A 26,194-nucleotide genomic window follows, 5' to 3' on the forward strand; every position below is an offset into this window, starting at 1 on the left:
GATGGACTACGTGACGCAGATCATCGACCCACCGCCGTCGCGCACGCAGTTGCTGCTCGGCGGCTTGCGCGCCTTGCGCAAACCCAAGTTCGACGGTGCGCCGCCATTGCCCACCGCACGCCTGGTGCGCAGCGCGGTGGAACTCTCGCCGGCCGGTATCGCCGCATACGCACGGGCGTGTGGTTTTCGTCGCGAGCAGGGCGTGCCATTGTCCTATCCCCATGTGCTGGCGTTCCCACTGCACCTGATGCTGCTGACCCGGCCAAGCTTCCCGTACCCCGCCAGCGGCATGGTGCACCTGGCCAATCGCATTCGTCAGCACCAGCGCCTGCACGAGGGCCAGGCGCTGCGCCTGGAAGTGTATTGCGAGCGCTGGGTGGCCCATCCGAAAGGGCAGGCCTTGAGCATCGCTACCCGTGCCTACAGCCAGGAAACCCTGGTGTGGGAAAGCGACAGCCTGTACTTGCGCCGTGACGTCAGCAATCCGGTGGGTGAACCCTGGAATGACCCTCTGCCACTGCAGGAAGACGGTCTGTTACGCACCCAGCGTTGGGTGCTGCCCGCCGACCTGGGGCGACGCTTTGCCAAGATCTCGGGGGATTTCAACCCCATTCACACCTCAATCATCGGTGCCAAACTCTTCGGTTTTCGTCGCGCCATCGCCCATGGCATGTGGACCCTGGGCCGCGCATTGGCAGCGCAACAGCCACCCGGCGGCCTGGACCAGGCCGAGGCCCATTGCGACTTCAAATTGCCGATCTTCCTGCCCGGCCAGGTCGCCCTGTGGCACCACCCGGCGAGCGGGCCACGGCGCGAGTTCGAAGTGCGCAATTTTGTCGGGGACAAGCCCCATATGCGCGGGCTATTCATTTGGAAAGAGAGCCAGCAATGAGTGATTACAGTTTTACCCCAGCCCCGACCCGCCGCGTGGCGATTATCGGCGGCAACCGTATTCCATTTGCGCGCTCCAACACGGTGTATGCCCACGACAGTAACCAGGACCTGCTGGTCGCCGCCCTGCAAGGGTTGGTGGAGCGCTACAACCTGCACGGCCAACGCCTGGGTGAGTTTGCCGCCGGAGCGGTGATCAAGCACTCGCGGGATTTCAACCTGGCCCGCGAGGCGCTGTTGTCCACCACCTTGTCCGCGCAAACCCCTGCCTACGATGTGCAACAAGCCTGCGGCACAGGGCTTGAAGCCGCGCTGCTGGTGGCGAATAAAATCGCCCTCGGCCAGATCGAAGTGGGCGTTGCCGGTGGCGCCGACACCACCTCCGACGCGCCCATTGGCATCAACGAATCCTTGCGCCATACCTTGCTTGCGGCCAATCGGGCCAAACGCCTGGGCGACAAGCTCAAAACCTTGTTGAAAGTACGCCCCTCGATGCTGTTCAAACCATTGCTGCCGCGCAATGGCGAGCCGCGCACCGGGCTGTCCATGGGCGAGCACTGCGAAGAAATGGCCAAGCGTTGGCAGATCAAGCGCCTGGCCCAGGACGAGCTGACCCTCACCAGCCACCAGCGCCTGGATGCGGCTTATAAACGCGGCTTCTTCGACGACCTGATCAGCCCCCATCGCGGCTTGGCGCGAGACAACAACCTGCGTGCCGATATCAGCCTGGAAAAGCTCGCTGGCTTGTCGCCGGTCTTCGATCGCCAGAACGGCACGCTCACCGCCGGCAACTCCACGCCCCTGACCGATGGCGCCTCGGTGGTGCTGGTGGCCAGTGAAGAATGGGCCGCCGCCAATGGCTGGCCGGTGTTGGCCTACTTGCGCACCGGCGAAACGGCCGCGGTGAATTTTGTCGACGGCACCGAGGGCCTGCTGATGGCGCCGGCTTACGCCGTGCCGCGCATGCTTGCGCGTGAAGGCTTGGGTTTTGCCGACTTTGATTTCTTCGAGATCCACGAAGCGTTCGCCGCCCAGGTGCTGTGCACGCTCAAGGCGTGGGAAGACCCGCAATATTGCCGCGAACGACTCGGCCTTGACGTTCCTTTGGGCAGCATCGACCGCGCCAAGATGAACGTCAACGGCGGCTCACTGGGCTGCGGTCATCCCTTTGCGGCCACCGGCGGCCGGCAATTGGCGGCGCTGGCCAAGGCCATCCACGAACGCGGTGGCGGTCGCGGCCTGATCTCGATCTGCGCAGCGGGTGGGTTGGGCATCACCGCCATCGTCGAAAAGTAGCGCTATCAAAAACAACAATAAGGACACTGCGATGAACGCGATCAGCCTGGAACACACCGAACGCATCTGGTTGAACACTTACCTGCCCGGCGTGCCGGCGGACATTGAGGCCGGGATCGAGGATTACCCGTCGCTGCGCGAAGTGTTCCTGGAACACTTGGAAAAATTCCGTGAGCGGGTCGCCTACGTCAGCATCGGCACCGAAATGACCTACGCCGATTGGCGCACCCAAGGCATTGCCTTTGCCGCCTGGCTGCAGGACCAGGGCGTGAAGAAGGGCGATCGCGTGGCCCTGATGATGCCCAACTGCTTGCAGTACCCGATCTGCCTGCTGGGCACGATCCTGGCCGGGGCGGTGGTGGTCAACGTCAACCCGTTGTATACCGCCCACGAGCTCAAGCACCTGCTCAAGGACAGTGGCGCCGAAACCGTGGTGATCTTCGAAAATTTCGCGCATACCCTGGAAAAAGCCATGGTCGGCAGCAGCGTCAAGCGTGTGGTGGTCGCGGCCATTGGCGACTTGCTGGGCACCTTCAAGGGCGCGGCAATGAACTTCATCCTGCGCAGCGTGCAGAAGCAAGTGCCGGCCTTCAGGCTGCCCGGCTCGCTGCGTTTCAACCAGGTGCTCAAACAGGGCAGGGCCATGCACCATTTGCCGGTCAGCCTGGGCCGCGAAGAACTGGCCTTTTTGCAATACACCGGCGGCACCACCGGCGATGCCAAGGGCGTGATGCTCAGCCATCGCAATATCATTGCCAACCTGCTGCAAGCCAAGGCCTGGGTCGGTGACCAGTTAGACCAGCACAAGCAGGAAACCAACGTGACCTTGCTGCCGCTGTATCACATCTTTTCCCTGACGGTGAACTGCCTGATGTTCATGTGCCTGGGCGGGCGCAATATCCTCATCGCCAACCCCCGGGACGTGAAGCGCGTGCAGATGATCCTGCGCAAGGAACGCTTCAATGGCATCGCCGGGGTGAACACGCTGTTCAATGGCTTGCTGGAAAACAAGGAGTTCTGTGCACGGGACTTTTCCGACCTGCGCCTGGTGATTGCTGGCGGCATGGCCACCCACACCGCGGTGGCCAAGCGCTGGAAGGAGGTGACTGGGCTGCCGATCATCGAAGGTTACGGGCTGACCGAATGCTCGCCCGTGGTGAGCATCAGCCCCATCGATATTTCGCGTATGCGCGAGATGGAATTCACCGGCAGCATTGGCGTGCCGTTGCCGTCGACCTGGGTGCGTTTCATGCGCGAAGACGGCGAGCTGGCTGACATCGGCGAGCAAGGCGAGCTGCAAGTACGCGGCCCGCAAGTGATGCAGGGCTACTGGAAGCGGCCCAAGGAAACTGCTGAGGTATTGGATGCCGACGGTTGGCTGTCCACCGGCGATATCGGGGTGATGGACGCGCGCGGCTATATCCGCCTGGTGGACCGCAAGAAGGACATGATCCTGGTCTCGGGTTTCAATGTGTACCCCAATGAAATCGAGGACGTGGTGGCGATGCACCCGGATGTCGCAGAAGTGGCGGCGATCGGTGTGGAAGATGCCGTGAGTGGGGAGAAGGTCAAAATCATCGTGGTGCGCAAGGATCCGACCCTGACCCAGGAGCAGATTCTTGCGCATTGCCGGGAATACCTGACGGGGTACAAGGTGCCAAAGTATGTGGAGTTTCGCACCACGGAATTGCCCAAGACAACGGTGGGCAAAGTACTCCGTCGGGCGCTGCGTTGATCTAAAGTGACGGAGACCCAAGAGTGGGGGGGATACCGTACCCTTAAACGCAAGCAGCGCAAGGTACGTGTCGACAATGGGAGGTTGTTCGATAGCTAACTGTATGCTGAGTTTGATGAGAGGATTTTTGAGGTGCTGGTGTTTTAAGTTATTAAGGTTATAACTAATGGGTATAGATGTCTGCAGGGTTTCACAGGTGTATTTAGAATGAAAGGTCTCTTAACTTAGGTGGCAGGGATGTTGCGGTTAACACTGCAATCGTGCCCTGAGGCACACTTAATGGAGATTCTTAAATGGTGAGCAAAAAATCGTCGGCCTTATTGCTTTCTGGCGCATTGTTTGGTGGTGTAATGGCTTCAACTTACGTGCGCGCAGAGACGCAGGTTTATAATCAACCTGGTACCCATTACTTCACCGCCCCACTAGGAGTTACAGTAAAAGTCACTGTGATCGGCGGTGGCGGCGGGGGTGGGGGCGGTGGGGGCGCTCTTGACCGGCTTTTGGTGAGAAGTCGTGGCGCTGGTGGCGGTGGGGGGGGCGCAGGTGGTGGTCTAGTGTGTTCGGTATCCACCGCGTCAAATCCAACCTTCACCATTACTGTCGGTAGCGGCGGCGCCGAGGGTAGCGAAGGAAAGAAAGGCAGTCACACCCAGCTCGGCACATCGGGTGGTAATGGAGGGGACGGCGCAAAAAGCATAGTTAATACAAATGACGGTGTTTATTCCGCTGATGGGGGCTCTGGTGGAGGCGGCGGCGGCGATGGTGGGCTTACAACCGCTAAACCTGGACATGGCGGAAACGGAGGCGCTGCCCACCTCCCGGAGAATCAAGGAAACAACTGTTCTACGTTTAAGATTGGGGGCGTTGGCGAAAGCGGAGGCCTTTACGGTGGCTCAGAAACTCCTGGCAATGGCGGAGACAGTTTAGGTCTGTGCAGCAACGCGGGTAAAGGTGGTAAAGGCGGCGTTGGCGGTATCGCTAACTCAAGCAGCCAGACTGGATATTCCGGCTCTCCAGGGCTCAAGGGGGGAGATGGCTGTGTCATTCTCGAATATTGACTTTCCCTTAACCGTTTTGATCAATATCGAGGCTGTAAAGAATGATTGTGGGTTCTTTATAGCCCCTGCGTATATCGTTTAAAAAAGGAAGGTATATTATGGCTCTTACTTTGGTTAATGTTTATGTGCTCCTGCGGCATGGGAAAACTATCCCAGGCCCAACACCTAATGATCCGGCCTATGGAAAGCAATACAAAACTTGGATTGATACCAGCACGACTACCGGGAAAGATCTCGCATTGATCATTGCTGGTTTGTGTGGGGCTCAGCCATTAAAAAGGTACGGCGACCAGCCCGCGTTATACTATTTTAGTAATGTTGCACCACTTGAAAAGCCTGAGGGGACGGAGTTTGTGCAAACAGCACAACAGTTGAGAGCAAGAGGCTTGCCAAATTTAATGGATATACCGTCCACGTCAGGAGTTCCTATTTGGGAGGTAAGCCTACTTGCAGAAAAGCAGGTTAGCGAGGCTGGTTTGATTTTTTGCCAAACGTTTCGTTATCGATACTAGTATTATATGACAAGGAGTATTTCCGGTGGTCCGCGATGCCTAGGCACTCGCGGACTAGCTGACTTTAATTTAAAGTACCGTGCCCTCTACCTCCCCAAAATTTTTGGGTTGACTGTTTTTGAGTGGCCCGTGCGCGCTGACCTTGACCCAACGTTCTTCGAGGGCTGCCACGCGAATCGCTGTCGCCAATCGCTCTATCTCCCATGCAGCCTCGAAGTCGGTGCCATCCGCACCTTGCCCCGCCAGCGCCATGATCAACTCCTGCACCTCCAGCGTCTTCAACTCGTTGTAGCCCAACTGATGCCCCGCCGCCGGGCTGAACGCCGCATAGCCGGGCAGGGCAGGGCCAGCCAACAGGCGCTGGAAACCGTCTTGGCCGCTGCGGTACAGGCGCAGTTCATTCAAGCGTTCCTGGTCAAACGCCAGCGTGCCTTGGGTACCGCTGATCTCGAAACTCAGATGGTTCTTGTAGCCGTGCTTGAGCCAACTGCTGCTCACCGTGCCACGGGCGCCGTTGGCGAAACGCAACAGGGCGTGCACCTGGTCATCCACGGCAATGGTTTTTGAGGTCGGGTTGCCGGCGGCGGCGGGGCGCTGGCTGTGTACGGTCTGGGTATCGGCACAAACATCGGTTACCTCGCCCACCAGATAGCGGGCCATCGACAGCAAATGGCTGCCCAGGTCCGCCAGGGCGCCGCCAGCATGCTCCACGTCGCAGCGCCACGACCAAGGGGAAGCCGGGTCGGCCATGAAGTCTTCGCTGAACTCACCCTGGAAGCTGATGAGTTGGCCCAGTTCGCCTTGGGCGATCATCTGCCGCGCCAACACGATCATCGGGTTGTGCTGGTAGTTGTAACCCACCCGCGTTACCACTCCGGCGGTATGGGCGGCGCGGCGCATAGCGTCGGCTTGTTCAAGGCTGACGGCCAGGGGTTTCTCGCAATACACCGCTTTACCCGCCGCAATCGCGGCCATGGCCATGGGGTAATGCAAGTGGTTGGGGGTGGTGATAGCCACGACATCGACCTTGGGGTCATTGATCAACGCTTGCCAGTCGCCATGGGCCTGGGCAAACCCCCAGGCGCTGGCGCAACGCTGGGCGCGTTCGGTGTCGGCATCGGCCAGGGCGGCCAGCTTGAGCTGCACGGGCAGTTCAAATACCGCTCGAGCGTTGTTGAACGCCAGCGCGTGGGCGCGGCCCATGAAGCCTGTGCCGATCAAGCCGATTCCGAGTTCACGCATCGTCGTGGTCCTTTGGATTATTGTTTTCAGGAACGTCATTAATGGAATAAAAATTCGATAAATTCAATAGGTGGAATAAAAATTCATTCTCCCTGATCATTCCCACGCTCCGCGTGGGAATGCCGCCCGGGGCGCTCTGCGCCCCGCTGTTGCGCGGTGAGGACGCAGAGCGTCAGGGGATGCATTCCCACGCGGAGCGTGGGAACGATCACGTGGGGCCATCATTTCAGCTGATGCAGCTATATTCAGCACATGGCCAAAAGCCGCCAGTTAACAAAAGATAACGTAGCGCCGATTGTCAGACGATTCCAAAGCCCGATAGGATGGCCCCTGCTTCCTCCAGGCGCTCTAGATTGCAGGTTTCAAGGTCCTGGAACAGAAGACGACCTAACAATAATAAATGGGAGAAAGGTCTATGAGTGAGCCTGTCATGGGTTGGGTTGTTTGCCGCCCACGCGCCGCACGCAGGGTTGCGTTGCTGGCCACAGCGCTCTCGCTGCTTGCTGGCAGCGCATTGTCGCTGCCGGTTCTGGCTGCCAGCGATACCCCCGCCGCCGCAGTCTTTGCAATTGAATCCCCCAGGGCCGCCAAAGGCTTGATGATCGACGTGGTTCACGCAGGCAAGCGCCTGGTAGCGGTCGGTGATCGTGGACATATCCTCTATTCCGATGACCAGGGCAACACCTGGACCCAAGCCAAAGTGCCCACTCGGCAACTGCTCACGGCGGTGTTTTTCGTCGATGACCAGCACGGCTGGGCCGTCGGCCATGATGCGCAGATTCTTGCCAGTACCGATGGCGGCGCCACGTGGACCCAGCAATATCAAGACCTCAAGCGCGAAGCACCGTTGCTCGATGTGTGGTTCAACGACGCCAACCACGGCCTGGCCGTGGGCGCCTACGGTGCGCTGATCGAAACCACCGACGGCGGCAAAACCTGGAACGATGTCAGCGAGCGTCTCGACAACGAAGACCAGTACCACCTCAACGCCATCGCCCAGATCAAGGGCGCCGGCCTGTTTATTGTCGGTGAGCAAGGCAGCATGTTTCGCTCAAGCGACGACGGCCAGACCTGGGAAAAACTCGAAGGCCCCTACGAGGGTTCGCTGTTTGGCGTGATCAGCACCGCACAGCCGCAAACCCTGCTGGCGTATGGGTTGCGCGGCAACCTCTACCGCTCCACCGATTTCGGCAGCACCTGGGAGCAGGTCCAGTTGAACGCGGCGCGTGGCGCGTTGGAGTTTGGCCTGTCGGGGGCGACCTTGCTGGAGGACGGTTCCATTGTTGTGGTCGGCAACGGCGGCAGCGTGGTGGTCAGCCATGACGACGGCCAGACCTTCAGTGTGTTCAATCGCCCGGACCGCATTTCACTCTCAGCGGTCACGGCAGCAGGCAATGGCAATTTGGTCCTCGCGGGGCAGGGTGGCGTGCGGGTTGCCACATCGGCCGGCGCAGAGCTCTCAAAATAACAAGAAGGCGGGGATTCAATGAGCAGTCATCACAACGATAAAGCGACCTTTCTTGAGCGTCTGATCTTCAACAATCGCCCGGCGGTGATCGTCATCTGCCTGCTGGTGAGTATCTTCCTGTTCTGGCAGGCGACCTTGATTCGCCCGTCCACCAGCTTTGAAAAGATGATCCCGCTCAAGCACCCCTTCATCGAAAAAATGATGGAGCACCGCAACGATTTGGCCAACCTGGGCAACACCGTGCGTATTTCGGTGGAAGCCAAGGACGGCGACATCTTCACTAAGGAGTACATGGAGACCCTGCGCCAGATCCACGACGAGGTGTTCTACATCTCCGGTGTGGACCGCTCGGGCCTCAAGTCGCTGTGGAGCCCCAGCGTGCGCTGGACCGAGGTGACCGAAGAAGGGTTTGCCGGCGGGGAAGTGATCCCGCAGAGCTACAACGGTTCGCCGCAGAGCCTCGACCAGTTGCGTAATAACGTGCTCAAGTCCGGCCAGGTCGGGCGGCTGGTGGCCAATGACTTCAAGTCGAGCATCGTTGATATCCCGCTGTTGGAGTCCTACCCGGACCCGCAAGACCAGGGCAAGTTGCTGGCCCTGGACTACCGCAAGTTCTCCCATGAACTGGAAGACAAGATCCGCGACAAGTTCGAAACCCAGAACCCCAACGTCAAGATTCATATTGTCGGCTTTGCCAAAAAGGTCGGCGACCTGATCGATGGCCTGGTGATGGTGGTGCTGTTCTTCGGCGTTGCGTTCGTCATCACCCTGATTCTGCTGCTGTGGTTCACCAACTGCCTGCGCAGCACCATCGCGGTGTTGAGCACGACATTGGTGGCGGTGGTCTGGCAACTCGGGCTGATGCACTTCTTCGGTTTCGGACTGGACCCGTATTCAATGCTGGTGCCGTTCCTGATCTTCGCCATTGGCATTTCCCATGGCGTGCAAAAGATCAACGGCATTGCCCTGCAATCCAGCGAGGCAGACAACGCCCTGACCGCTGCGCGGCGCACCTTCCGGCAACTGTTCCTGCCGGGGATGATCGCCATTCTGGCGGATGCGGTGGGCTTCATCACGCTGCTGATCATCGACATCGGCGTGATCCGCGAACTGGCTATCGGCGCGTCCATCGGCGTGGCGGTGATCGTGTTCACTAACCTGATCCTGCTGCCGGTCGCGATTTCCTACGTGGGCATCAGCAAGCGTGCCATCGCCAAGAGCAAGAAAGACGCGAACCGCGAACACAGCTTCTGGCGCCTGCTGTCCAAATTTGCCAGCCCGAAAGTCGCGCCGGTGTCGGTGTTCCTCGCCTTGATCGCCTTTGGTGGTGGCCTCTGGTACAGCCAGAACCTGAAGATCGGCGACCTGGACCAAGGCGCACCGGAATTGCGCCCGGATTCGCGCTACAACAAGGACAACAATTTCATCATCAACAATTACTCCACCAGCTCCGACGTATTGGTGGTAATGGTCAAGACCAAGGCCGAAGGCTGCTCACGCTATGAAGCCATGGCGCCCATCGACCAGTTGATGTGGAAGATGCAGAACACCGAGGGCGTGCAGTCGGCGATCTCGTTGGTGACCGTGTCCAAGCAAATGATCAAGGGCATGAACGAAGGCAACCTGAAATGGGAAACCCTGTCGCGCAACCCGGATGTGCTGAACAACTCGATCGCCCGTGCCGATGGCTTGTACAACAACAATTGCTCCCTGGCGCCAGTGTTGGTGTTCCTCAACGACCACAAGGCCGAAACCCTCGACCGTGCCGTGCATGCGGTGCAGGACTTCGCCAAGGAAAACAACAAGGACGGCCTGGAATTCATCCTCGCAGCGGGTAATGCCGGGATCGAAGCGGCCACCAACGAGGTGATCAAGGAGTCGGAGCTGATTATCCTGATCCTGGTGTACCTGTGCGTGGCGACCATGTGCATGATCACCTTCCGCTCCTGGGCGGCGACCCTGTGCATCGTGTTGCCGCTGGTGCTGACCTCGGTACTGGGCAACGCACTGATGGCGTTCATGGGCATTGGCGTCAAGGTCGCGACCTTGCCGGTGGTGGCCCTGGGTGTGGGGATTGGCGTGGACTACGGCATCTACATCTACAGCCGCCTGGAAAGCTTCCTGCGCGCCGGCCTGCCGCTACAAGAGGCGTACTACCAGACGCTGAAATCCACCGGCAAGGCCGTGCTGTTTACCGGCCTGTGCCTGGCCATCGGCGTGTGCACCTGGATCTTCTCGGCCATCAAGTTCCAGGCCGACATGGGTTTGATGTTGACCTTCATGTTGCTGTGGAACATGTTCGGCGCGCTGTGGCTGTTGCCGGCGCTGGCGCGATTCCTGATCAAGCCTGAGAAGCTGGCAGGGCAGAAGGGCAACTCGTTGTTCGCGCACTGATCCTGCTCCCAAATGGCGAGATCGGGCTTGTATGGGAGCGGGCTTGCCTGCGATAGCATCGCCGCGGTGTCACTGATACACCTCGGCATCTGCATCGCGGGCAAGCCCGGCTCCCACACATCGCTCCCACATGGGTGCGGTGTTCAACCTCTAGGCTACAGCCTGGGCTATCATTGCGGCTTTCCCCAAAATGATTGACTGCCATGACTGCCGACACCCTGACTCGCGTCCTTGCTACCAGCGATATGCTGATCATCAATGGGCTGCACGCCTTTGACTTCGAGCTTGATCAGCAACTGCAGATCCAAAGCATGGATGGCCGGGAACTCAAGCGCTGGACCTTCAGTCCAGAACAGTTGGAGGCGGCTACCTTTGACGAGAGCTTGCAAAGCTGGTTGCTGATCAACGACGACGGTGAACACCGTCTGGTCTGCTTGAGCGCCATCCAGGGCGACAACAATAACGACGAGGACGAAGCAGATGATGCGTAAATTCTGGCCCCTGCTGATGGCAGGCAGTGTCGGTGCGATGTCGGTGCAGGCCGCACCGGCCGATATCCATGAACTGTTGGTCGGCAGCTATACGGCCGGCACCAGTGAAGGGATCTACCGCTTGCAATTCGACAGTAGCACCGGGCAGTTCAGCGGCAAGCCGGTGCTGGCGGCGAAAACCGCCAACCCTTCCTGGCTGACGATTTCCAAAGACCAGAAGCAGTTGTTTGTGGTCAATGAAAACGGCCCCGGCCAGGAAGACCCGGTGGGGCGTGTCAGCAGCTATAGCATCGACCCCCAGAACCACCAGTTGACCCTGATCAACCAGGTGCAGAGCCTGGGCAATGAGCCGACCCATTCCAGTGTGGCCGCCGATGGGCGCTACCTGTTCGTCGCCAACTACTCGGTGGTGGAAGACCCGGGTGGCAGCCTCGCGATCCTGCCGGTGGATGCCAGCGGCAAGCTGTCGGCACCGGTGCAGTTGAGCGGGCACCCGGCCAGCCGTGTGAACCCGGAGCGCCAGGCGTCCAATCATGTGCATTCGGTGGTGTCGTCGCCGGACGGCAAGTATGTATTTGTGCAGGACCTGGGGGCGGACAAGGTGTTTGCCTACCGCTACGACCCCAAGGCCAATCATGAGCTGCCACTGACGACGGCCGACCCGGCGTCGGTGCAGTTGCCACCGGGCAGCGGCCCGCGTCACTTGCTGTTCAGCGCGGACGGCAAGCACGCCTGGCTGACCACTGAAATGAGCGCCCAGGTAGCCGTGTTCGATTACAACGACGGCAAGCTGACGCAAACCCAGTTGCTCGACTATGCCGCCGGCCAACCGGTGTCCGACAAGGCCGGTGCGGCGTTGCATGCGTCAAACGACGGCAAATTCCTGTACGTGAGCAACCGTGGCACGGCCAATCAGATGCTGGTGTTCAGCATCGACCCGGCCACCGCGCACCTCAAGGAAATCCAGCGCCGTTCTGTCGAAGGCGACCATCCGCGTGAGTTCAGCCTCGACCCTAGCGGCAAATTCCTGCTGATCGCCAACCAGAAAAGCAATGAAATTGTCGTCGTCGAGCGCGACCTCAAGACCGGCCTGCTGGGTAAAACCGTGCAGAAATTGCCGATTGATGCCCCCAGTGACCTCAAGTTCCTGGTGCGTCAATAAGCCACAGGCCCCGCACTGCGGGGCCTGAGCCTTTGTATTAATCGCAGTGATAACGGCTACTGTTTCAAAGCATTTCTAAGGTTCAACCCTCGGGCGTAAGTTGGGTTCCAAGGCCTTCCCAGGCCACCCAACCAAACGCACACAAGGGTTACCGCCATGAATTTCAATCTCTTCTCGATCATTGCTGCTTCTGCTGTTTCCGCCACCGTGGCATTGCCTGCCGCCGCCAGCGTGGAAGTCACCGGCAAAAAATCCAATGTCACGGCCTATACCCAGAAATACCTGCAACAGAGCGCCAATTTCTATGCGGCGCTGGATCACAAGACCCAGCACTGAGCCACGGTCCAATGTGGGAGCTGGCTTGCCTGCGATGCGGACCACTCGGTATAGCTGATGTACCGAGTCGATGCCATCGCAGGCAAGCCAGCTCCCACATTGGATTGGCCTCAGGGTTTTGCCATCACTGCTATAAACAACGGTGAATCCAGAAACCGCTGTAACCAGGCCTGCAAACGCCGATAGGGCGTGCCCGCAAACCACTCCCGATTCACATGGGCAAACTGGCGCACAAACGGCGCCAGCGCTGCATCTGCCAAGCTCAGGTGATCGGCGAGTAGATACTCACGGTCTGCCAGCAAATCTTCCAGCTTGCGCAAGAACACCTCGCCCTCGGCCCGATAGTATTCCATCGGTTGCTCCGGGTAGCGCTCGGCGTACTTGTATCGATTCAAATGATGTTTGAACACGTGGTCATTTTCTTCAATCAGCGCATACACCGCCGGATCGCCCTGTAGCCGCCAGTTTTCGGGGTCGTGCTGGGCCAGCGCCCACTGCATGATCTCCAGGCTTTCTTCGATCACTCGCCCTTCGACGCTCAACACCGGCACCGTGCCCTTGGGCGACAGCGCGAGCATCTCGGCCGGCTTGGCTTTCAGGCTGACTTCGACGATGCTCACCGCAACGCCGGAATAACGCAGCGCCAGTCGCGCGCGCATTGCATAGGGGCAGCGCCGGAACGAATAAAGCAGCGCTTCGCTCATTTGACCTCCAACGTGCTCAGGCCATTGCCCTGGCGCTTTACCTGGATCTGCACCGGGATGCGTTCATGCATTTCCTGTACGTGGGAGATCACCGCCACCTTGCGACCCTGGGCCTGCAAACCATCCAGAGCGTCCATCGCCAATTGCAAGGACTCCGGATCAAGGCTGCCAAAACCTTCGTCGATAAACAGCGACTCGATCTTCAAGGTGCTCGACGCCATCGAGGCCAGCCCCAACGCCAGTGCCAACGACACCAGGAAGGTTTCGCCACCGGACAGGGAATGCACCGAGCGCAGTTCATCGCCCATCTCTGTGTCCATCACCAGCAGCCCCAGCATGCTGCCGCCGCGTTTAAGCCGGTAGCGGCGCACCAGTTGGCGCAGTTGCACGTTGGCATGGTGCACCAGCAAGTCGAGGTTGTAGGCCTGGGCGATCTTGCGGAAGGTGTCGCCGGTGGCCGAGCCGATCAGCGCATTCAGGCGTGCCCAGCGCTGCCACTGCTCGTAAGCCTTGGCAATCTGTTCGGCCAGGGCCTGGTTGGCATTCTGGCGGCGCTGGTCTTCGGACTGGCGTGCGCGCAGTTCGGCGCAGTGTTTCTCACCCTCAAGCAATTGCTGCTCAAGCGTTGCCAGGGTGGCGGCCAACTGCTCGGCCTCCAGGTTGCCATTGTGCAGGGCCTGGTGTTCGGCCAGGCGCTGTTCGCGCTCGTGCAGCAGAACCTTGGCTTGCTCGACGGCCTTTTCGCTGCTGTGCAGGTGCTGGCGCAACTGCGCGACCTGGGCTTCATCAAGGGCCAACAGGCGTGCCAGGCCCTGATCATCCAGGTCTGGGTGCAGGGCGCGCCATTCGCCGATGCGTGTCGCAAGGGCTTGCTGCTCCGCCTCCAATGCCTGCTGGTGGTGCTGTTGGGCCTTGAGGTCGGCGGCCAGCTGTACCTGGGCCGTGTGCACGGCGTGCAGTTCCTGGTTGGCGTCCGTCTCGCTTTGGCGCGACTGCGTGACGGCTTGCTCCAGCTGCTGTTGCCACTGCTCGGCGCTGGGGTGGTCCCCTAGCAAGGCGCGGAGTTTTTCCTGGACGGCGTGTTGCTGGTCGGCCAGCTCGGCGACTTGCAGATTCAAGGCGTCGAGTTGCTGCTGACGATGCTGTTGGTGAGTGTGTTGTTTCTCGATGGCCTGTTGGCGCTCCTGCTGCTCGGCCTGCTCATCGCGTTGATGGCCCAACTGCTCAAGGCGCTGGCTGACCTGCTGGTCGAGCTGCATGAAGGTCGCCGCAGGCGCGCTGCGCAAACCTTCCAGCGTTTCGCTGGGCAACAGGCTGGCGAAGGCGCTGAGTTCCGCCTCCAGGCGTTCGCGGTCGCCGGCCAGTTGCCGTTGTTGGTCCACCAGCAATTGCCGGGCTTGCTGGCTGGCGTCCTGGGCCGCTTGCAATTGTTGCTGCAAGCGCCCGGCGTTCTGTTGCAGGTTGAGCAGGGCGCCTTGGCGTTGTTCGTCCTGGCTGATGCTTTGGGTCAATTGGGCCAATTGCTGGGCCAGCCAAGGGCTGCGCTTGACGGCGTCCTGGGCGAGCAGCGAGGCCGACAGTGGGTGGGCTTGCAGGCTCGGTGCCAAACCCTGCTGCTGCGTGGCCAACTGTTCCTGCTGTTGCAGGAACTCTTTTTGCTGAGCGATCAGGCCGCCCACTTCACCGCGCAGTTCGGTAAGTTTTTCCTTGAGGCTGTCGACGGCTTTCTGCGCAGCCGCCTCTTCACTTTCATCATGGCGACCCAGGCTCTGTAGCAGAGCCTCGGGCTGGTGATAGGGGTGTTCGTGGCTACCGCACACCGGGCAGGGTTGGTCATCCTGCAACTGCTCGCGTAATTCCTCGACGCTGGCACTGCGGGCCAGGCGTTGGCGCTCAAGCAGTTGCTTGGTCACCGTCAGGGTTTGTTCGGCAACGGTGAGTTCGGCCTTGGTTTGCAGGCCGGCCTGGTTCAGTTGTTCGCGTCTTTGCGCGGCCTCGGCGAGCCTTTGCGTGAGCGCAGAGGCCTGTTGATCCAACTGTTGCTGGCTGTCCCACAAGCGGGCCAGGTCTTCGAAGGCGCGCTGTTGCTTGCGATTGTCTTGCAGCAGGCTGGCCAGTAACTGGATTTGTTCGGCCACCGCGTGCGGTTCGGCACCGGCCTCGTGGTAGAGCAGGTCCAGGGCTTCGCGCTGTTGGGTGAACTGTTCAATGGCGGCGCTGGCGCGCTGTTCGAGCTGCCCCAGCTCGGCCTGGCCTTGGTTGAGGCGATTGCCGATCAACACCAACTGTTGCAGGCGGTCACGGTAGGCGTTCCAGGCATCGCTCAGCGGCGCGAGGGCGGCGCTGTGCTCAAGCTCGGTGGCTAGGCGTTGCAGGCGCTCGGTGCCTTGGGCCTGCGTGTGTTGCAAACCGTCGAGCAGGGCCTGGCCTTCGGTGCAGGCGCTTTCGTGCTGGTGTTTTTCCTCGTTGCGCTTGGCCAGTTCGCGGCTCACGTGGGCGAGGGTGTTTTGCTCTTCGATGGCCTGGCGCAGCAGGGGCGCGGCGTCGGCCTGGTGTTTCAGGGCCGCGGCCAGTGCTGCCTGGGCGACCACTTGCTGGTGTTGCGCCTGCTCCTGGCGGGTGTGCAGGGCGGTTTGTTGCTCGAGGTGCTGGGCAATCTGTGCCGCCAGGGGCGTCAGCAAGGTGGCGAGTTCTGCCTGGCGCAGGAAGTGATGGCGTTGCGGTGCCAACTGCTCCAGAAGGCTCAGGTCCTGGCGTTGCTGACCTTGGTCGGCCCAGGTCTGCTCGTCGCGTTGCAGTTGCTCCACAGCATGCTGATGGCGCTCCTGCCATTCACGCAGCTCCTTGAGCCAGGTGTGCTGCAACTCCAGCTGCTTGAGCTGGGCTTGCTGGCTCTTGAGCTGCTGCTGGGCTTGGGCCAACTGTTGATCCAGCTCGGCGCGGGCTTCGGGGGCCAGGGGCACCACGCCGGTGGCTTGGTCCTGTAGCTGTTTGTGGGCGTCCTTGGCCTCTTTGGCCTTGTCGAACGCACGGCGGCCGAGCTGGGTGTAGAGCGCGGTGTCGGTGAGCTTTTCCAGCAGTTCGCTGCGCTCATTGTCATTGGCCTTGAGGAAGGCGCTGAACTCGCTTTGCGCCAGCAGCACCGCACGGGTGAACTGTTCGAAGTTCAGGCCCAGGGCCAATTCCAGCTGGGTCTTGTATTCGGTTTTCTGGCTGGCCAGCAGTTGGTCGCTGTCCAGGTCGATCAGGCTTTGCCGGCTGTTCTGTAACTTGCCGCTGGCCTTGTCGCGGGCGCGGTTGGCTTCCCAGCGGGCGCGGTAGCGACGGCCACTGACACCGACAAAATCCACCTCGGCATAGCCGCCGCCAGTGCCGCGGCGAATCAGGGTGCGCGGGTCGCCGATTGAAATGTCCGTGTCGGCATCCGGCATTTTGGCCTGGCCGGTATCACCCAGGCGCGGCACCGCGCCAAACAGCGCCAGGCACAACGCATCGAGCAGGGTGCTTTTCCCCGCGCCAGTCGGCCCGGTGATGGCGAACAGGCCAGCACTGGCCAGGGGCTCGGCGGTAAAGTCGATTTCGAACGGGCCCGCCAGGGAGGCGAGGTTTTTCAAGCGGATGGCGAGGATCTTCATGGCTGTTCGCCCTCCTGTTGCACTTCCTGGAGCAGCACGGCGAAGTCCTTCAAGGTCTGTTCATCCACTTCACTGCCGTAGCTGTCCTGCCAGGCGCGGCTGAACAACTCCTGGGGCGTGAGCTGGTCGAGTTCGATCAGTTGCGCATCGTCTGCCTCTGCGCTGCCGCGTGTGCCGGCATAGTCGGCGGCGATCCGCACCAGGCGCACGGCCTTGCCTTGCAGGGCGGTTTCGATCTGCTGGCGCAGGTCCGGTTGCGGCTCGTCGAGGCGCACGCGCACTTCCAGCCAGGGGTGGCGCTGGGTTTCGGCGAGCAGGTCGATGTCGGGCAGTTCACCCAGTTGCTTGAGAATATCGGCCAGGGGCGCAGCTTCCAGGCGTTGCAGGTTGACGGAGCGGGGAATCAGGATCGGTTCACAGCCCACCAGCCGTTCGCCCTGGAACGTCACGTCGAGAATCTGGTGCTTGTAGCTGATTTCGGAGAACGACAGGGGGATTGGCGAGCCGCTGTAGCGAATGCGCTCCTCGCCATTGACCTTTTGCGGCTTGTGCAAATGGCCGAGGGCCACATATGCCACGCTTCGGTCGAACAGTGTGGCGGGCAGCGCCTCGGCATTGCCGATGATCAGGCTGCGTTCGGAGTCTTCGGATACCGACCCACCGGCCATGTGCGCATGGCTGATGGCTATCAATGCCTGGCCTTTGTTGCGCTTGGCATTGGCGGCCGCGATCAGCCATTCATGCACTTGGCCGATGCCGCGCAGGTAATCATCGCCCAGCTGTGCGCCGGTGACTTCCGCCGGGCGCAGGAAGGGCAGCGCCAGGCACCAGGCGGCGATCTTGCCTTTGGCATTGGGCAGCGGGATCAGCAGGCGGTCGGCATCCAGTTGCCCGTCATCCAGCCACAGCACTCGGCCCAGGGCATGGGTGCGCAAGCGGCGCATCAGAGGCGCAGGCAGCTCAATGCGCGAACCGGAGTCATGGTTGCCGGCAATCATCACAATGGTCAGTGTCGGCTGTTGTTCGTGGGCGCTGATGATGAAGTCATACAAGCGCTCCTGGGCCTTGAGCGGCGGGTTGACCGTGTCGAAGATATCGCCGGCGATCAACAGCACGTCCGGGCGCTGTGCCTTGAGTTGGCCCAGCAGCCACTCAAGGAAACAAGCGTGTTCGAAGTCGCGTTCCTGGCCGTGGAGGTTTTGGCCCAAGTGCCAGTCGGAGGTATGAAACAGACGCAAGGCGAACTCCGTGGAGAAGATGAAAAGGAGGGGAGTTTACCTGTTCTGCGTACCTGCTGCTCCAGGCGACGCAGGTCAAATGTGGGAGAGGACTTGCCGTCGATGGCGCTGGGTCAGCCAGCATCCCTGGCACTGAACCACCGCCATCGGGGGCAAGCCCCCTCCCACAGGGGTTATGGGGTGTTAGTGGGGTTGGGTTGCAGGCAATCCAGCGCACGGTCGGCGAGGGTGCGGGCCATGTCGATCAGGTGAGCGGTGGAACAGGCCATGTCGCGCCGGGTGCCTTTGGGCCCTCGGCGGTTTCGGTGGCGGTGGTGGCGGCGCAACGCAGTAGCGAGGAGATGCTGGCGATAGCGTCTTCGAAACTCAGGTCTTCGTGGGCGACGAAAATCGGAAAGGGTGGGTCGGGGATAAGTTTGTTCATGGATAAAGCTCCTGCTTGGATTGGGAGCCATTCTTTTGCCGATCTCACACGTCAAAAGGTGGCAGCTATGTGCGGGGTGAGATACCGGAAAACAGGACCCGGCCAGACCGAAGTCTGCCCGCACACAGCCGCCATTGACGGTTGTAGCGCAGTGCGCCTGCTAATAACGGGATCTCACTCCCGATCGCTGATAGGCAGCGACGAAGCGAAGGCTAGCCAGCGAAATGAGCAGGCGCAAGGCCAAAGGATTGTCTAGGAAACGTCCTGCAAATTAAAGGGATATGGATTGCTGGCCTTTAACAATGCATGTCGAGCGGGCGTGACGAACGAAGTGGAACCACAGGGCGAGTGGCGACCACGCACAACGTGGATTTCTCAATCAACCCCTGAATGAATCAGAGGCCCACCATGGCTTTTTCAGTAAACCCACCTTCCACTAGCGCTTTCATCGTTCCACCAGAGCAACTGGATGCTGATGCTGACAGCCGCTCAGCCCAAGCTAGCCACCGTCAGGCACGAAGCGCTGAAACCCAGGCCAGCACCCCTGACTCACGCCCGTACGCTAGCGTGACTGACCGGCAGCTAATAGGGTTGATCCGTGATCATTTCCGCGAATTCGCCGCAGGGGCGACAGACAGCTATGTGAACTTCAATGAGTTGAAAGAAGCCGCCGGCCTGATCGCCACCGACAGGACGTTCTCACCCGAGGCCCACCATGCGGCCAAGGAGCTACTCACACGGCCAAAATTGCTACGCAAGCTGGATATCGGCATCAGCTTCTTCGGTGGCCCCGGCAAGGAGGATGGTCGGTTCGATATGGACAACCTGAACTATCTGTATAAATTCCCCCATCGGGAATGGAAGGTGCCGCGTCGTAATCACTGAGTGCAAGCAGGCGTCCGATCAGGCGATGCAGATCAACTGTGGGAGCTGGCTTGCCTGCGATGGCGGAGTATCAGCCAGCACATCTGCCGCCTGTTACACCGCCATCGCAGGCAAGCTAGCTCCCACAGGGGTTTTGTGGTGTTGGTTGAGGCTGGGTTACTTGGGGTAGAGCGGCAGCAAGCTGGTGGTGTCGGTGGCCAGGTCTTGCTCGCGTTCGGCCACGGGGATGGCCTTGATCGCTCGCCATTGATCGTTCCCACGCTCTGCGTGGTAATGCATCCCGTGACGCTCTGCGTCACCGTTGCACAGGGCGTAAAACCTGGACGCGGAGCGTCCGGGGCGGCATTCCCACGCAGAGCGTGGGAACGAGCAGGCTCGGGGGTTACTTGGGGTAGAGCGGCGGCAAACTGGTGGTATCAGTGGTCGGGTCTTGTTCGCGTTCGGCAACGGGGATGGCCTTGATCGCTCGCCATTGATCGTTCCCACGCTCTGCGTGGTAATGCATCCCGTGACGCTCTGCGTCACCGTTGCACAGGGCGTAAAACCTGGACGCGGAGCGTCCGGGGCGGCATTCCCACGCAGAGCGTGGGAACGAGCAGGCTCGGGGGTTACTTGGGGTAGAGCGGCGGCAAACTGGTGGTGTCGGTGGCCGGGTCTTGCTCGCGTTCGGCCACGGGGATGGCTTTGATCGCTCGCCACAGGTCATTGATCGTTCCCACGCTCTGCGTGGTAATGCATCCCGTGACGCTCTGCGTCACCGTTGCACAGGGCGTAAAACCTGGACGCGGAGCGTCCGGGGCGGCATTCCCACGCAGAGCGTGGGAACGAGCAGGCTCGGGGGTTACTTGGGGTAGAGCGGCGGCAAGCTGGTGGTGTCGGTGGCCGGGTCTTGCTCGCGTTCGGCCACGGGGATGGCTTTGATCGCTCGCCACAGGTCATCACCCAACCAGTATTGACCGCTTTCGCTGTACAGCGCGCCATTCAGGCCATCCAGGGCATCTGACAGCGGCACAAACCGTGCGGCCATGTCGGCCAGGGTTTCGGGTTGTTGCCGCGCCCAGGCGTCGAGGGCCTGGCGGGTGGCGTGGGGGTCGTTGGCCTGGGTGGCGCGCTTGAGGTCGTCGAGCAGGGTGCGTGGGCTGGGACCGGTTTGCGCGGCGCGTTGTACCGCCGGTTGCCGGCGTGCGCGCCACCACAGGCCAAAGCCCAGCAGGGTGGTGCAGGCCAGTATCAGTGTGCTCAGTTGCCACAGCCACAGGCGGTCATCGTCGGGGGCGGTGATGATCGTCGGTGTCGCCGGTGTGTCCACCACCAGGCTGGGGTTCACCGCCACGTGCACGGTGCGCGCCGGCAGGCTGGTGCGTTCCAGATGATCTTCGTGAGTGTTCCACCACACCACTTCCACGGCGGGCAGTTCCAGTTCGCCGGCGCGGGTCGGCACCAGGGCTTCGCGGTCTTCACGGCTGCCGGTCAGCCCGCGGTCGCTGGTACGGTTAGCCATCACTGGTTGGTCGGGGTAGCGGCGCAGGCCGTTGACCTCGGTGCCGGGCAGCGCCGGCAGTTGTGCGCTGGACAGGCCTTCGGCCTCCACGGTAAGGCTGCGGGTCAGAGAGTCGCCGACTTGCACGTGGTCCGGCGTGGGGTTCCAGCCTTCGCTCAAGGTCAGGCTGCGCGCGGGCAACCAGGGGGTGTCGGCGGGGTAGGCGTCCGGTTTGGGTTTGACCGTCAAGGGCAGGGGCGCTGAGCTAACGTGAATCATCTTGCCCGGCTTGGTGCCCTGCAGGGTGTTTTCCTGGGGCGGTCGCGATTCCACCAGGGTAGCGCTGAAGGTCTGCGCCGGAATCACCACAGCGCCGCTGTGTTGCGGGTAGAGGGCGTAGCGGGTTTCGATCACGCCATGGCGAATGCTGTTGATGACCTTTTCATAGGTGCGTGATTCGCCCAGTTGTTCGACACGTGCATCCGGTATCTGCAAGGGCGTGAGGCTGCTGTCGTCATACAGCGACACCGAGTGGTAGACGCGCACGGTCAACAGGGCCTGGGCCTGCACGTACACGCTGGTCTGGTCGAGGCTGGCTTCGATGAACACCGGGGCCAGTTCGGCGCTGGTGTTCTGGCTGGCGCTTTCCACCACTTGCAGGGTGATCGGCTGGGTCTTGAGTGCGCCCACCTGCAGCGGCGGGATCACCACGTTGCCGTTTACCTTGGGCAACAGGGTGATGATCCAGCGGGTGGTGGCGTGGTTGTCGCCGTCCAGCGTGGTGAGTTGGTTGATCTGGCGGGTGCCGCTGACTTCGAACTGCGCGTCCAGGGGCGACAGGTCCGGTTTGCCAAACTGGGTTACATCACTGGATTGTACCGTCAGCTCCACCGTTTCCCCGGAGTTGAGGCGGCTGCGGTCTACGCTGGCGACCAGGTCCGCCGCCTGGGCGTGGCCTGCCGACAACGCGAGCAGGAGCAAAAGGGTAGTGCGGCGGCTCATCGAGTGGTGTCCTGATGTTGTTGCTGTTCGTACCAGAATTTGCGGCGCAACAGCTCGCCGGGGTTGTCCGGGATTTCCTGCAACCATTGCTCCAGCGCTTGGCGGCGCTCGCCTTCCAGGCGCGTGTCGGCAGGGCGCAGTGGCGGCGTGGTGGTTTGCTCGTCACCCAGTTCGCTGCCTGGCACTTCATTGCCACCGGCCTGTGGCGGGGCGTTGGCCTGGGTCTCACCCGTGCCGGCTTCGCCCTGGCCGTGGGACGATTGCTCGCCGCCCTGGGCCGTTTGCGCGCTGGTGCCCGGTTGCGCAGTTTGGCCGGGTTGGGCGGTTTCGTCATCTGCGTTTTTTGCGGGCGGGTCCGGCTCGGGCTGCGCTTGCTCCTGCATCAGCGCTTCAACCAGGGCTTTGTTTTTCAGCGCGGGCTGCAAATCGGGCTGGGCTTCCAGGGCTTGTTCATACGCATCAATGGCCGCTTCAAGTTCACCGGCCTTGGCCAGGGCATTGCCGCGGTTGTAGTGAGAATAGGCGTCGCTGCCTTGGGCAAACCGCTTGATGGCCTCGGCGTAATTGCCGGCTTCATACAGCGCCACGCCTTGCCATTGCGGGTCCTGGAAGTGTTCGGCGGCTTCGGCCGGGCGTTTGTGCTTGAGCAGGTACTGGCCTTGTTGGTCGGGGCGCAGCCACAGGTCCTGCAGCCCAAAGGCGTAGCTGGGTTGCGGCGCGCCCATCAGCAACAAGGGCAGGCAGAACAGCCAGCCGCGACGCCCGGCGCACGCGGCCAGCAGCAACAACGGCAAGAGCAGCCAGTAACCCTGGTCGGCCCAGCTGTCCAGGCGCAGCCGTTGGCCGTCGTCGCGCAGGGCTTGAGCGCTGTCGAGCATGCCGAGTTGGCGCAGGTCCTTGTCATCCAGGCGTGCCGCACGGTAGCGGCCGCCCATTTCGCTGGCGAACGCCTTGAGGGTCGGGCTGTCGAGACGCGGCACAAGGATCGCGCCCTGGTCGTCCTTGAGGAATTCGCCGCTCTCCTGCGTCACCGGCGTGCCTTCGCGACTGCCGATGCCGAGGATCGACAACGTTGGAGCCTGGGCACTTTGCAGTTGCAGGCGGATGCCTTGGCGCTCTTGTTTGGACAGTGAGGAACCGATCAGCAGCAGGCGCCCCTGGCCGAGACCGCCTTGCTTGAGCAGGCCCAGGGCTTTTTCCACGCCCAGATCGGCACGATGGCCGGGCTCGGGCATGATCGATGGGCGCAGGGCTTCCAACAGGTTGCGGCTGGTAGCCAGGTCATCGGACAGCGGCACCAAGGTATGGGCGCTGCCGGCATACACGATGATGGCTGTTTGCGCATCGGTGCGTGCTTGCAGCAAGTCATACAGCTTGCGCCGCGCCTGTTCCAGGCGGTTGGGCGGGCTGTCGGTGGCGAGCATTTCCGGGGTCAGTTCCAGCAGCACCACCAGGGGGTCGGAAGGTTTCTGGCTGGCCTGTTCAACCCGTTGCCAACTGGGGCCCAGCAACGCGAGCACGGCCAACAGCCAGGCGATGCCGAGCACCACCCATGGCGATTTACTCTCGCGGCCATTGCCACCACTGAGCAACTCGGCATGGAACGCCGGCGGCAGGATCATCTGCCAGCGCCCGGCGCGCTTTTGCCGATGCCATAGCTGCCACAGCAACCAGCCAAGCAGGGGCAGCAGCAATAGCCACCAGGGGCGCAACCAGTGCGGCCACAGCGCGATCATCGACGCCTCCGCAAGCGCAGGCGCTGTAGGCGCTGGCGCCATTCAGGGTGTTGCTGCAAAAAGATGCCCCTGCTCGATAGCCTATTGAAGGCTCGTTGCAAAGCGTTGTTCGGCCAGCGTTCCTGGATCACCAGCAACAGGCTCAACACCAACGCCAAGGCCAATGGGCCGCTGTATAGCGCCTGAGCCGGGCGGGCCTGGGTGGGTTGTTGCTCCACGGGTTCAAGGGTGTCGAGGGTGTCCTTGATCTTTAGCAGTTCCTCGCCGTCCCGGGCGCGGAAATACTGGCCGCCGGTGGCCTCGGCCAGTGCCTTGAGCGCCGGTTCGTCGAGGTCCAGGCTCGGGTTTACGCCAAGGATGCCCAGGGAGCCGGTTTGCTCGGGGTCGGCACCGATGCCGATGGGGTAGATTTTTACGCCTTCCTCGGCAGCCAGGCGCGCGGCGGTCAACGGGTCGATCTGCCCGGCGTTGTTGGCGCCGTCGGTGACCAGGATCAGCACACGGCTTTGCGCCGGGCGTTGGCGCAGACGCTTGAGGGCCAGGCCGATGGCGTCGCCGATGGCGGTGTTCTTGCCGGCAATGCCGATGCGCGCTTCATCCAGCCAGGTGCGCACGGTGCGGCGGTCAAAGGTCAGGGGCGCTTGCAGGTAGGCTTGGCTGCCGAACAGGATCAGGCCCACGCGGTCACCTTCACGCTCCTCCAGAAAGTCTCCCAGCAGGTGCTTGACCAGGGCCAGGCGGCTGACGTCTTCGTCCTGCCAATGCATGTCGGGAAAGTCCATGGAGCCGGAGACATCCACCGCCACCAGCAAATCCCGGCCGCTGGCAGCAATCGGCAAGGGTTCGCCCAGCCATTGCGGGCGGGCGGCGGCGGTCAACAGCAGCAGCCACAGCACCACGAATGGGGCTTGCTGGCGCCAGCCGGGCAGGTTGACCCGGGCACGACGGCGGGCCAAGCCTTCCAGGTCACTGAGGTAACTGACTTTGAGCGCCGGTTCGCCGCTGTCGGCCACGGGCAGCACCAGGCGCATGATCCAGGGCAGTGGCAACAGGGCGAAGATCCACGGCCAGGCGAACTCAAACATGTTTGCGAATCCAGGTGTCGACGGCTTGGGTAAGACCGGCGATGGCTTTGTCGTCGAGCTTGCATTCGGGCTTGTAGGCGCCTTCCACCAACACCATCCAGCGCGTCAGGCCGGCGGCGGGGCAGCGGTTATCCAGGAAGGCCAGCCATTTGCGCCCGTTGAGGGTGTGGCTCTGGCTATAAGGGTAGTCGTTACGGCACAGGCGCTTGAGCAGGCCGTTGAGTTGCTGCAACCAGGCGCCCGCTGGCGCTCCGTCGTAGGGCTTGGGCATCAACGCCAACTCGGCCAGGGCGGCGATACGCAACGGGTCCAGCGGTTGTTCGGCACGGGCCACGGGGCGGCGGGCCGGCAGGAAACGACGCAGCCACCACAAGCCCCAACCGAGCAGTGGGATCACCAGCAGCAACAGCCACCAGCCCGGCGCAGGTGGCCAGAAGCCAATGGCGGGCGGGGCGATCAGCGGTTGCAGTTGGTCCAGGCTGCTCATGGTTTTTTAACCGGGCGTTGCGGGTTGAGGTATTCGCGCAGTTGCTCGACCATTTCACTCTGGGTGCTCAAGGGCATCAACAAAAGCCGCAGCTTCTGCGCGAGCAGTTCCCAGCGGGCGATACGCGCTTCGGCCTGGGCCTTGTAGGCCTGGCGCAGGTCGATGTTCAGTGTGTCCAGTTCCAGTTGCGCACCTCTTTGTGCGAAACGCAGCAGCCCGGCGGCGGGCAGGGCGTGGTCCAACGGGTCGGAGATTGGCAACAACAGCAGGTCGCAATGGCGCGCCAGCAGGCTCAGCTGTTGCTCGGCGCCTTCGGTGAGGGCGCGTTCATCACAGATCACCACCACCAGGCTGCCCGGGCGCAGTACCTCGCGGCCACGGCGCAAGGCCATGCCCAGGGCATCCGCTTCCGGCTGACGCTCGGTATCCAGGCTCTGGTTGACCCGCACCAGCCGGTTAAGCAGTTGCAATAGGCTTTGCTTGCTGCGCCGTGGCTTGATCTCGTAGTGCTCATTGTCGCCGAACACCAGCCCGCCCACCCGGTCGTTATGGCCCAGGGCGGCCCAGCCGATCAGGCTGGCGGCCTGGGCGGCGAGCACCGACTTGAACATTTGCCCCGAGCCGAAAAACAGCCGGCAACTTTGCTCGACCATGATGAAAATCGGCCGTTCGCGCTCTTCGTGGAACAGCTTGGTGTGCGGCTCCTGGGTACGCGCCGTCACGCGCCAGTCGATGGTGCGCACGTCGTCGCCGGCCTGGTACACGCGCACCTGGTCGAAATCGACGCCACGCCCGCGCAGCTTGGAGTGATGCAGGCCCACCAGCGGGCTACGCTGGCCAGGCATGGAGAACAACTGCACCTCACGCACGCGGTGGCGCATCTCAATCAATTCACTGAGGGTTACGCGGATACCATCGCTTGCGTTCATCGAC

General features: G+C 61.6%; 22 protein-coding genes and 1 pseudogene. 11 read left to right on the forward strand and 12 right to left on the reverse strand.

Translation table 11 applies throughout. The features are described from left to right. The first annotated feature begins 1 nt into the window (after position 1). The 5 genes from BT199_RS11480 (at position 2) to BT199_RS26875 (ending at position 5,492) form a co-directional block, all read left to right on the forward strand. A complete protein-coding gene (locus BT199_RS11480) occupies positions 2 to 892 on the forward strand; it encodes a MaoC/PaaZ C-terminal domain-containing protein (protein WP_072434508.1) in 891 nt (296 codons plus the stop codon). Continuing rightward, the gene (locus BT199_RS11485) at positions 889 to 2,187 is read left to right on the forward strand and encodes an acetyl-CoA C-acetyltransferase (RefSeq protein WP_072434509.1); all 1,299 of its coding nucleotides are present in this window, start codon (positions 889 to 891) and stop codon (positions 2,185 to 2,187) included. Before BT199_RS11480 ends, BT199_RS11485 begins: the two co-directional genes overlap by 4 nt. Positions 2,188 to 2,218: 31 nt before the next feature. Beyond that, positions 2,219 to 3,922 carry an AMP-binding protein gene (locus BT199_RS11490; RefSeq protein WP_072434510.1) on the forward strand — a complete coding sequence of 568 codons (1,704 nt, stop codon included), beginning with the start codon at positions 2,219 to 2,221 and terminating at the stop codon, positions 3,920 to 3,922. 708 nt (positions 3,923 to 4,630) lie between these two features. Then, positions 4,631 to 4,849: a hypothetical protein gene (locus BT199_RS11495; RefSeq protein WP_032892153.1), complete on the forward strand. Its 219-nt coding sequence runs from the start codon at positions 4,631 to 4,633 to the stop codon at positions 4,847 to 4,849. A 229-nt stretch (positions 4,850 to 5,078) separates the two neighbouring features. Then, on the forward strand, positions 5,079 to 5,492 hold the full coding sequence (locus BT199_RS26875) for a hypothetical protein (RefSeq protein ID WP_139271612.1): 414 nt from the start codon (positions 5,079 to 5,081) through the stop codon (positions 5,490 to 5,492). A gap of 69 nt (positions 5,493 to 5,561) precedes the next feature. Here BT199_RS26875 and BT199_RS11500 read toward each other — a convergent pair whose 3' ends face one another. Continuing rightward, positions 5,562 to 6,734, reverse strand: a complete 1,173-nt coding sequence (locus tag BT199_RS11500) for a Gfo/Idh/MocA family protein (protein WP_256575954.1) — start codon at positions 6,732 to 6,734, stop codon at positions 5,562 to 5,564. 430 nt (positions 6,735 to 7,164) lie between these two features. On the opposite strand from BT199_RS11500, the gene BT199_RS11505 reads away from it, so the two are divergent. From BT199_RS11505 to BT199_RS11525, 5 genes are all read left to right on the forward strand, one after another. Continuing rightward, positions 7,165 to 8,202 carry a WD40/YVTN/BNR-like repeat-containing protein gene (locus tag BT199_RS11505; RefSeq protein WP_038450003.1) on the forward strand — a complete coding sequence of 346 codons (1,038 nt, stop codon included), beginning with the start codon at positions 7,165 to 7,167 and terminating at the stop codon, positions 8,200 to 8,202. An 18-nt stretch (positions 8,203 to 8,220) separates the two neighbouring features. Next, a complete protein-coding gene (locus BT199_RS11510; RefSeq protein WP_032903192.1) occupies positions 8,221 to 10,596 on the forward strand; it encodes an efflux RND transporter permease subunit in 2,376 nt (791 codons plus the stop codon). Between the two features lie 203 nt (positions 10,597 to 10,799). Continuing rightward, a complete protein-coding gene (locus tag BT199_RS11515) occupies positions 10,800 to 11,087 on the forward strand; it encodes a DUF5629 family protein (RefSeq protein WP_014718303.1) in 288 nt (95 codons plus the stop codon). Next, entirely contained in the window at positions 11,077 to 12,249 is a 1,173-nt protein-coding gene (locus BT199_RS11520; RefSeq protein WP_072434512.1) for a lactonase family protein, read from the forward strand. Before BT199_RS11515 ends, BT199_RS11520 begins: the two co-directional genes overlap by 11 nt. A 156-nt stretch (positions 12,250 to 12,405) precedes the next feature. Next, a complete protein-coding gene (locus tag BT199_RS11525; RefSeq protein WP_003190784.1) occupies positions 12,406 to 12,585 on the forward strand; it encodes a hypothetical protein in 180 nt (59 codons plus the stop codon). Positions 12,586 to 12,695: 110 nt separating this feature from the next. On the opposite strand, the gene BT199_RS11530 is transcribed toward BT199_RS11525, so the two are convergent. The 4 genes and pseudogenes from BT199_RS11530 to BT199_RS11545 all read right to left on the reverse strand — a co-directional run bounded on the left by BT199_RS11530 (position 12,696) and on the right by BT199_RS11545 (position 18,586). Continuing rightward, positions 12,696 to 13,289, reverse strand: coding sequence for a glutathione S-transferase (locus tag BT199_RS11530; RefSeq protein ID WP_072434513.1), 594 nt, complete (start codon positions 13,287 to 13,289; stop codon positions 12,696 to 12,698). Continuing rightward, positions 13,286 to 16,924, reverse strand: a complete 3,639-nt coding sequence (locus BT199_RS11535) for an AAA family ATPase (RefSeq protein ID WP_072434514.1) — start codon at positions 16,922 to 16,924, stop codon at positions 13,286 to 13,288. Before BT199_RS11535 ends, BT199_RS11530 begins: the two co-directional genes overlap by 4 nt. Continuing rightward, positions 16,921 to 18,162: an exonuclease SbcCD subunit D C-terminal domain-containing protein gene (locus BT199_RS11540; protein ID WP_072434515.1), complete on the reverse strand. Its 1,242-nt coding sequence runs from the start codon at positions 18,160 to 18,162 to the stop codon at positions 16,921 to 16,923. Before BT199_RS11540 ends, BT199_RS11535 begins: the two co-directional genes overlap by 4 nt. A 173-nt stretch (positions 18,163 to 18,335) precedes the next feature. After that, positions 18,336 to 18,586: pseudogene (locus tag BT199_RS11545) on the reverse strand (DUF6124 family protein). Between the two features lie 408 nt (positions 18,587 to 18,994). Here BT199_RS11545 and BT199_RS27245 point away from each other — a divergent pair. Continuing rightward, positions 18,995 to 19,471: a hypothetical protein gene (locus tag BT199_RS27245; RefSeq protein WP_175556209.1), complete on the forward strand. Its 477-nt coding sequence runs from the start codon at positions 18,995 to 18,997 to the stop codon at positions 19,469 to 19,471. Positions 19,472 to 19,627: 156 nt separating this feature from the next. Here BT199_RS27245 and BT199_RS27450 read toward each other — a convergent pair whose 3' ends face one another. From BT199_RS27450 to BT199_RS11575, 7 genes are all read right to left on the reverse strand, one after another. Further along, the gene (locus BT199_RS27450) at positions 19,628 to 19,750 is read right to left on the reverse strand and encodes a hypothetical protein (RefSeq protein WP_020301528.1); all 123 of its coding nucleotides are present in this window, start codon (positions 19,748 to 19,750) and stop codon (positions 19,628 to 19,630) included. Positions 19,751 to 19,853: 103 nt separating this feature from the next. After that, positions 19,854 to 19,976 (reverse strand): hypothetical protein, encoded by a 123-nt coding sequence (locus BT199_RS27455; protein WP_020301527.1) that lies wholly within the window; start codon positions 19,974 to 19,976, stop codon positions 19,854 to 19,856. Positions 19,977 to 20,312: 336 nt separating this feature from the next. Then, positions 20,313 to 21,953 (reverse strand): BatD family protein, encoded by a 1,641-nt coding sequence (locus BT199_RS11555; RefSeq protein WP_019820202.1) that lies wholly within the window; start codon positions 21,951 to 21,953, stop codon positions 20,313 to 20,315. Next, complete coding sequence (locus tag BT199_RS11560) at positions 21,950 to 23,689, reverse strand: tetratricopeptide repeat protein (RefSeq protein ID WP_072434516.1); 1,740 nt, start codon at positions 23,687 to 23,689, stop codon at positions 21,950 to 21,952. The genes BT199_RS11555 and BT199_RS11560 overlap by 4 nt, the downstream gene beginning before the upstream one ends. Further along, complete coding sequence (locus tag BT199_RS11565) at positions 23,686 to 24,774, reverse strand: vWA domain-containing protein (protein WP_019820200.1); 1,089 nt, start codon at positions 24,772 to 24,774, stop codon at positions 23,686 to 23,688. Before BT199_RS11565 ends, BT199_RS11560 begins: the two co-directional genes overlap by 4 nt. Continuing rightward, on the reverse strand, positions 24,767 to 25,261 hold the full coding sequence (locus BT199_RS11570) for a DUF4381 domain-containing protein (RefSeq protein ID WP_003190798.1): 495 nt from the start codon (positions 25,259 to 25,261) through the stop codon (positions 24,767 to 24,769). The genes BT199_RS11565 and BT199_RS11570 overlap by 8 nt, the downstream gene beginning before the upstream one ends. After that, positions 25,258 to 26,190, reverse strand: a complete 933-nt coding sequence (locus tag BT199_RS11575; RefSeq protein WP_072434517.1) for a DUF58 domain-containing protein — start codon at positions 26,188 to 26,190, stop codon at positions 25,258 to 25,260. Before BT199_RS11575 ends, BT199_RS11570 begins: the two co-directional genes overlap by 4 nt. Positions 26,191 to 26,194: the final 4 nt, after the last annotated feature.

Source organism: Pseudomonas sp. NFR02, from assembly GCF_900119375.1.
GTDB classification, from domain to species: Bacteria; Pseudomonadota; Gammaproteobacteria; order Pseudomonadales; family Pseudomonadaceae; genus Aquipseudomonas; species Aquipseudomonas paracarnis.

Excerpts from the sequence above, each read along its gene's own strand:
- BT199_RS11555 (WP_019820202.1), bottom strand. The coding sequence starts at position 21,953 with ATGAGCCGCCGCACTACCCTTTTGCTCCTGCTCGCGTTGTCGGCAGGC.
- BT199_RS11560 (WP_072434516.1), bottom strand. The coding sequence starts at position 23,689 with ATGATCGCGCTGTGGCCGCACTGGTTGCGCCCCTGGTGGCTATTGCTG.
- BT199_RS11500 (WP_256575954.1), bottom strand. The coding sequence starts at position 6,734 with ATGCGTGAACTCGGAATCGGCTTGATCGGCACAGGCTTCATGGGCCGC.
- BT199_RS27450 (WP_020301528.1), bottom strand. The coding sequence starts at position 19,750 with ATGCATTACCACGCAGAGCGTGGGAACGATCAATGGCGAGCGATCAAG.
- BT199_RS11510 (WP_032903192.1), top strand. The coding sequence starts at position 8,221 with ATGAGCAGTCATCACAACGATAAAGCGACCTTTCTTGAGCGTCTGATC.
- BT199_RS11530 (WP_072434513.1), bottom strand. The coding sequence starts at position 13,289 with ATGAGCGAAGCGCTGCTTTATTCGTTCCGGCGCTGCCCCTATGCAATG.
- BT199_RS11535 (WP_072434514.1), bottom strand. The coding sequence starts at position 16,924 with ATGAAGATCCTCGCCATCCGCTTGAAAAACCTCGCCTCCCTGGCGGGC.
- BT199_RS27245 (WP_175556209.1), top strand. The coding sequence starts at position 18,995 with ATGGCTTTTTCAGTAAACCCACCTTCCACTAGCGCTTTCATCGTTCCA.
- BT199_RS11570 (WP_003190798.1), bottom strand. The coding sequence starts at position 25,261 with ATGAGCAGCCTGGACCAACTGCAACCGCTGATCGCCCCGCCCGCCATT.
- BT199_RS11565 (WP_019820200.1), bottom strand. The coding sequence starts at position 24,774 with ATGTTTGAGTTCGCCTGGCCGTGGATCTTCGCCCTGTTGCCACTGCCC.
- BT199_RS11490 (WP_072434510.1), top strand. The coding sequence starts at position 2,219 with ATGAACGCGATCAGCCTGGAACACACCGAACGCATCTGGTTGAACACT.
- BT199_RS11505 (WP_038450003.1), top strand. The coding sequence starts at position 7,165 with ATGGGTTGGGTTGTTTGCCGCCCACGCGCCGCACGCAGGGTTGCGTTG.
- BT199_RS11480 (WP_072434508.1), top strand. The coding sequence starts at position 2 with ATGGACTACGTGACGCAGATCATCGACCCACCGCCGTCGCGCACGCAG.
- BT199_RS11495 (WP_032892153.1), top strand. The coding sequence starts at position 4,631 with ATGACGGTGTTTATTCCGCTGATGGGGGCTCTGGTGGAGGCGGCGGCG.
- BT199_RS11520 (WP_072434512.1), top strand. The coding sequence starts at position 11,077 with ATGATGCGTAAATTCTGGCCCCTGCTGATGGCAGGCAGTGTCGGTGCG.
- BT199_RS26875 (WP_139271612.1), top strand. The coding sequence starts at position 5,079 with ATGGCTCTTACTTTGGTTAATGTTTATGTGCTCCTGCGGCATGGGAAA.
- BT199_RS11485 (WP_072434509.1), top strand. The coding sequence starts at position 889 with ATGAGTGATTACAGTTTTACCCCAGCCCCGACCCGCCGCGTGGCGATT.
- BT199_RS27455 (WP_020301527.1), bottom strand. The coding sequence starts at position 19,976 with ATGCATTACCACGCAGAGCGTGGGAACGATCAATGGCGAGCGATCAAG.
- BT199_RS11515 (WP_014718303.1), top strand. The coding sequence starts at position 10,800 with ATGACTGCCGACACCCTGACTCGCGTCCTTGCTACCAGCGATATGCTG.
- BT199_RS11575 (WP_072434517.1), bottom strand. The coding sequence starts at position 26,190 with ATGAACGCAAGCGATGGTATCCGCGTAACCCTCAGTGAATTGATTGAG.
- BT199_RS11525 (WP_003190784.1), top strand. The coding sequence starts at position 12,406 with ATGAATTTCAATCTCTTCTCGATCATTGCTGCTTCTGCTGTTTCCGCC.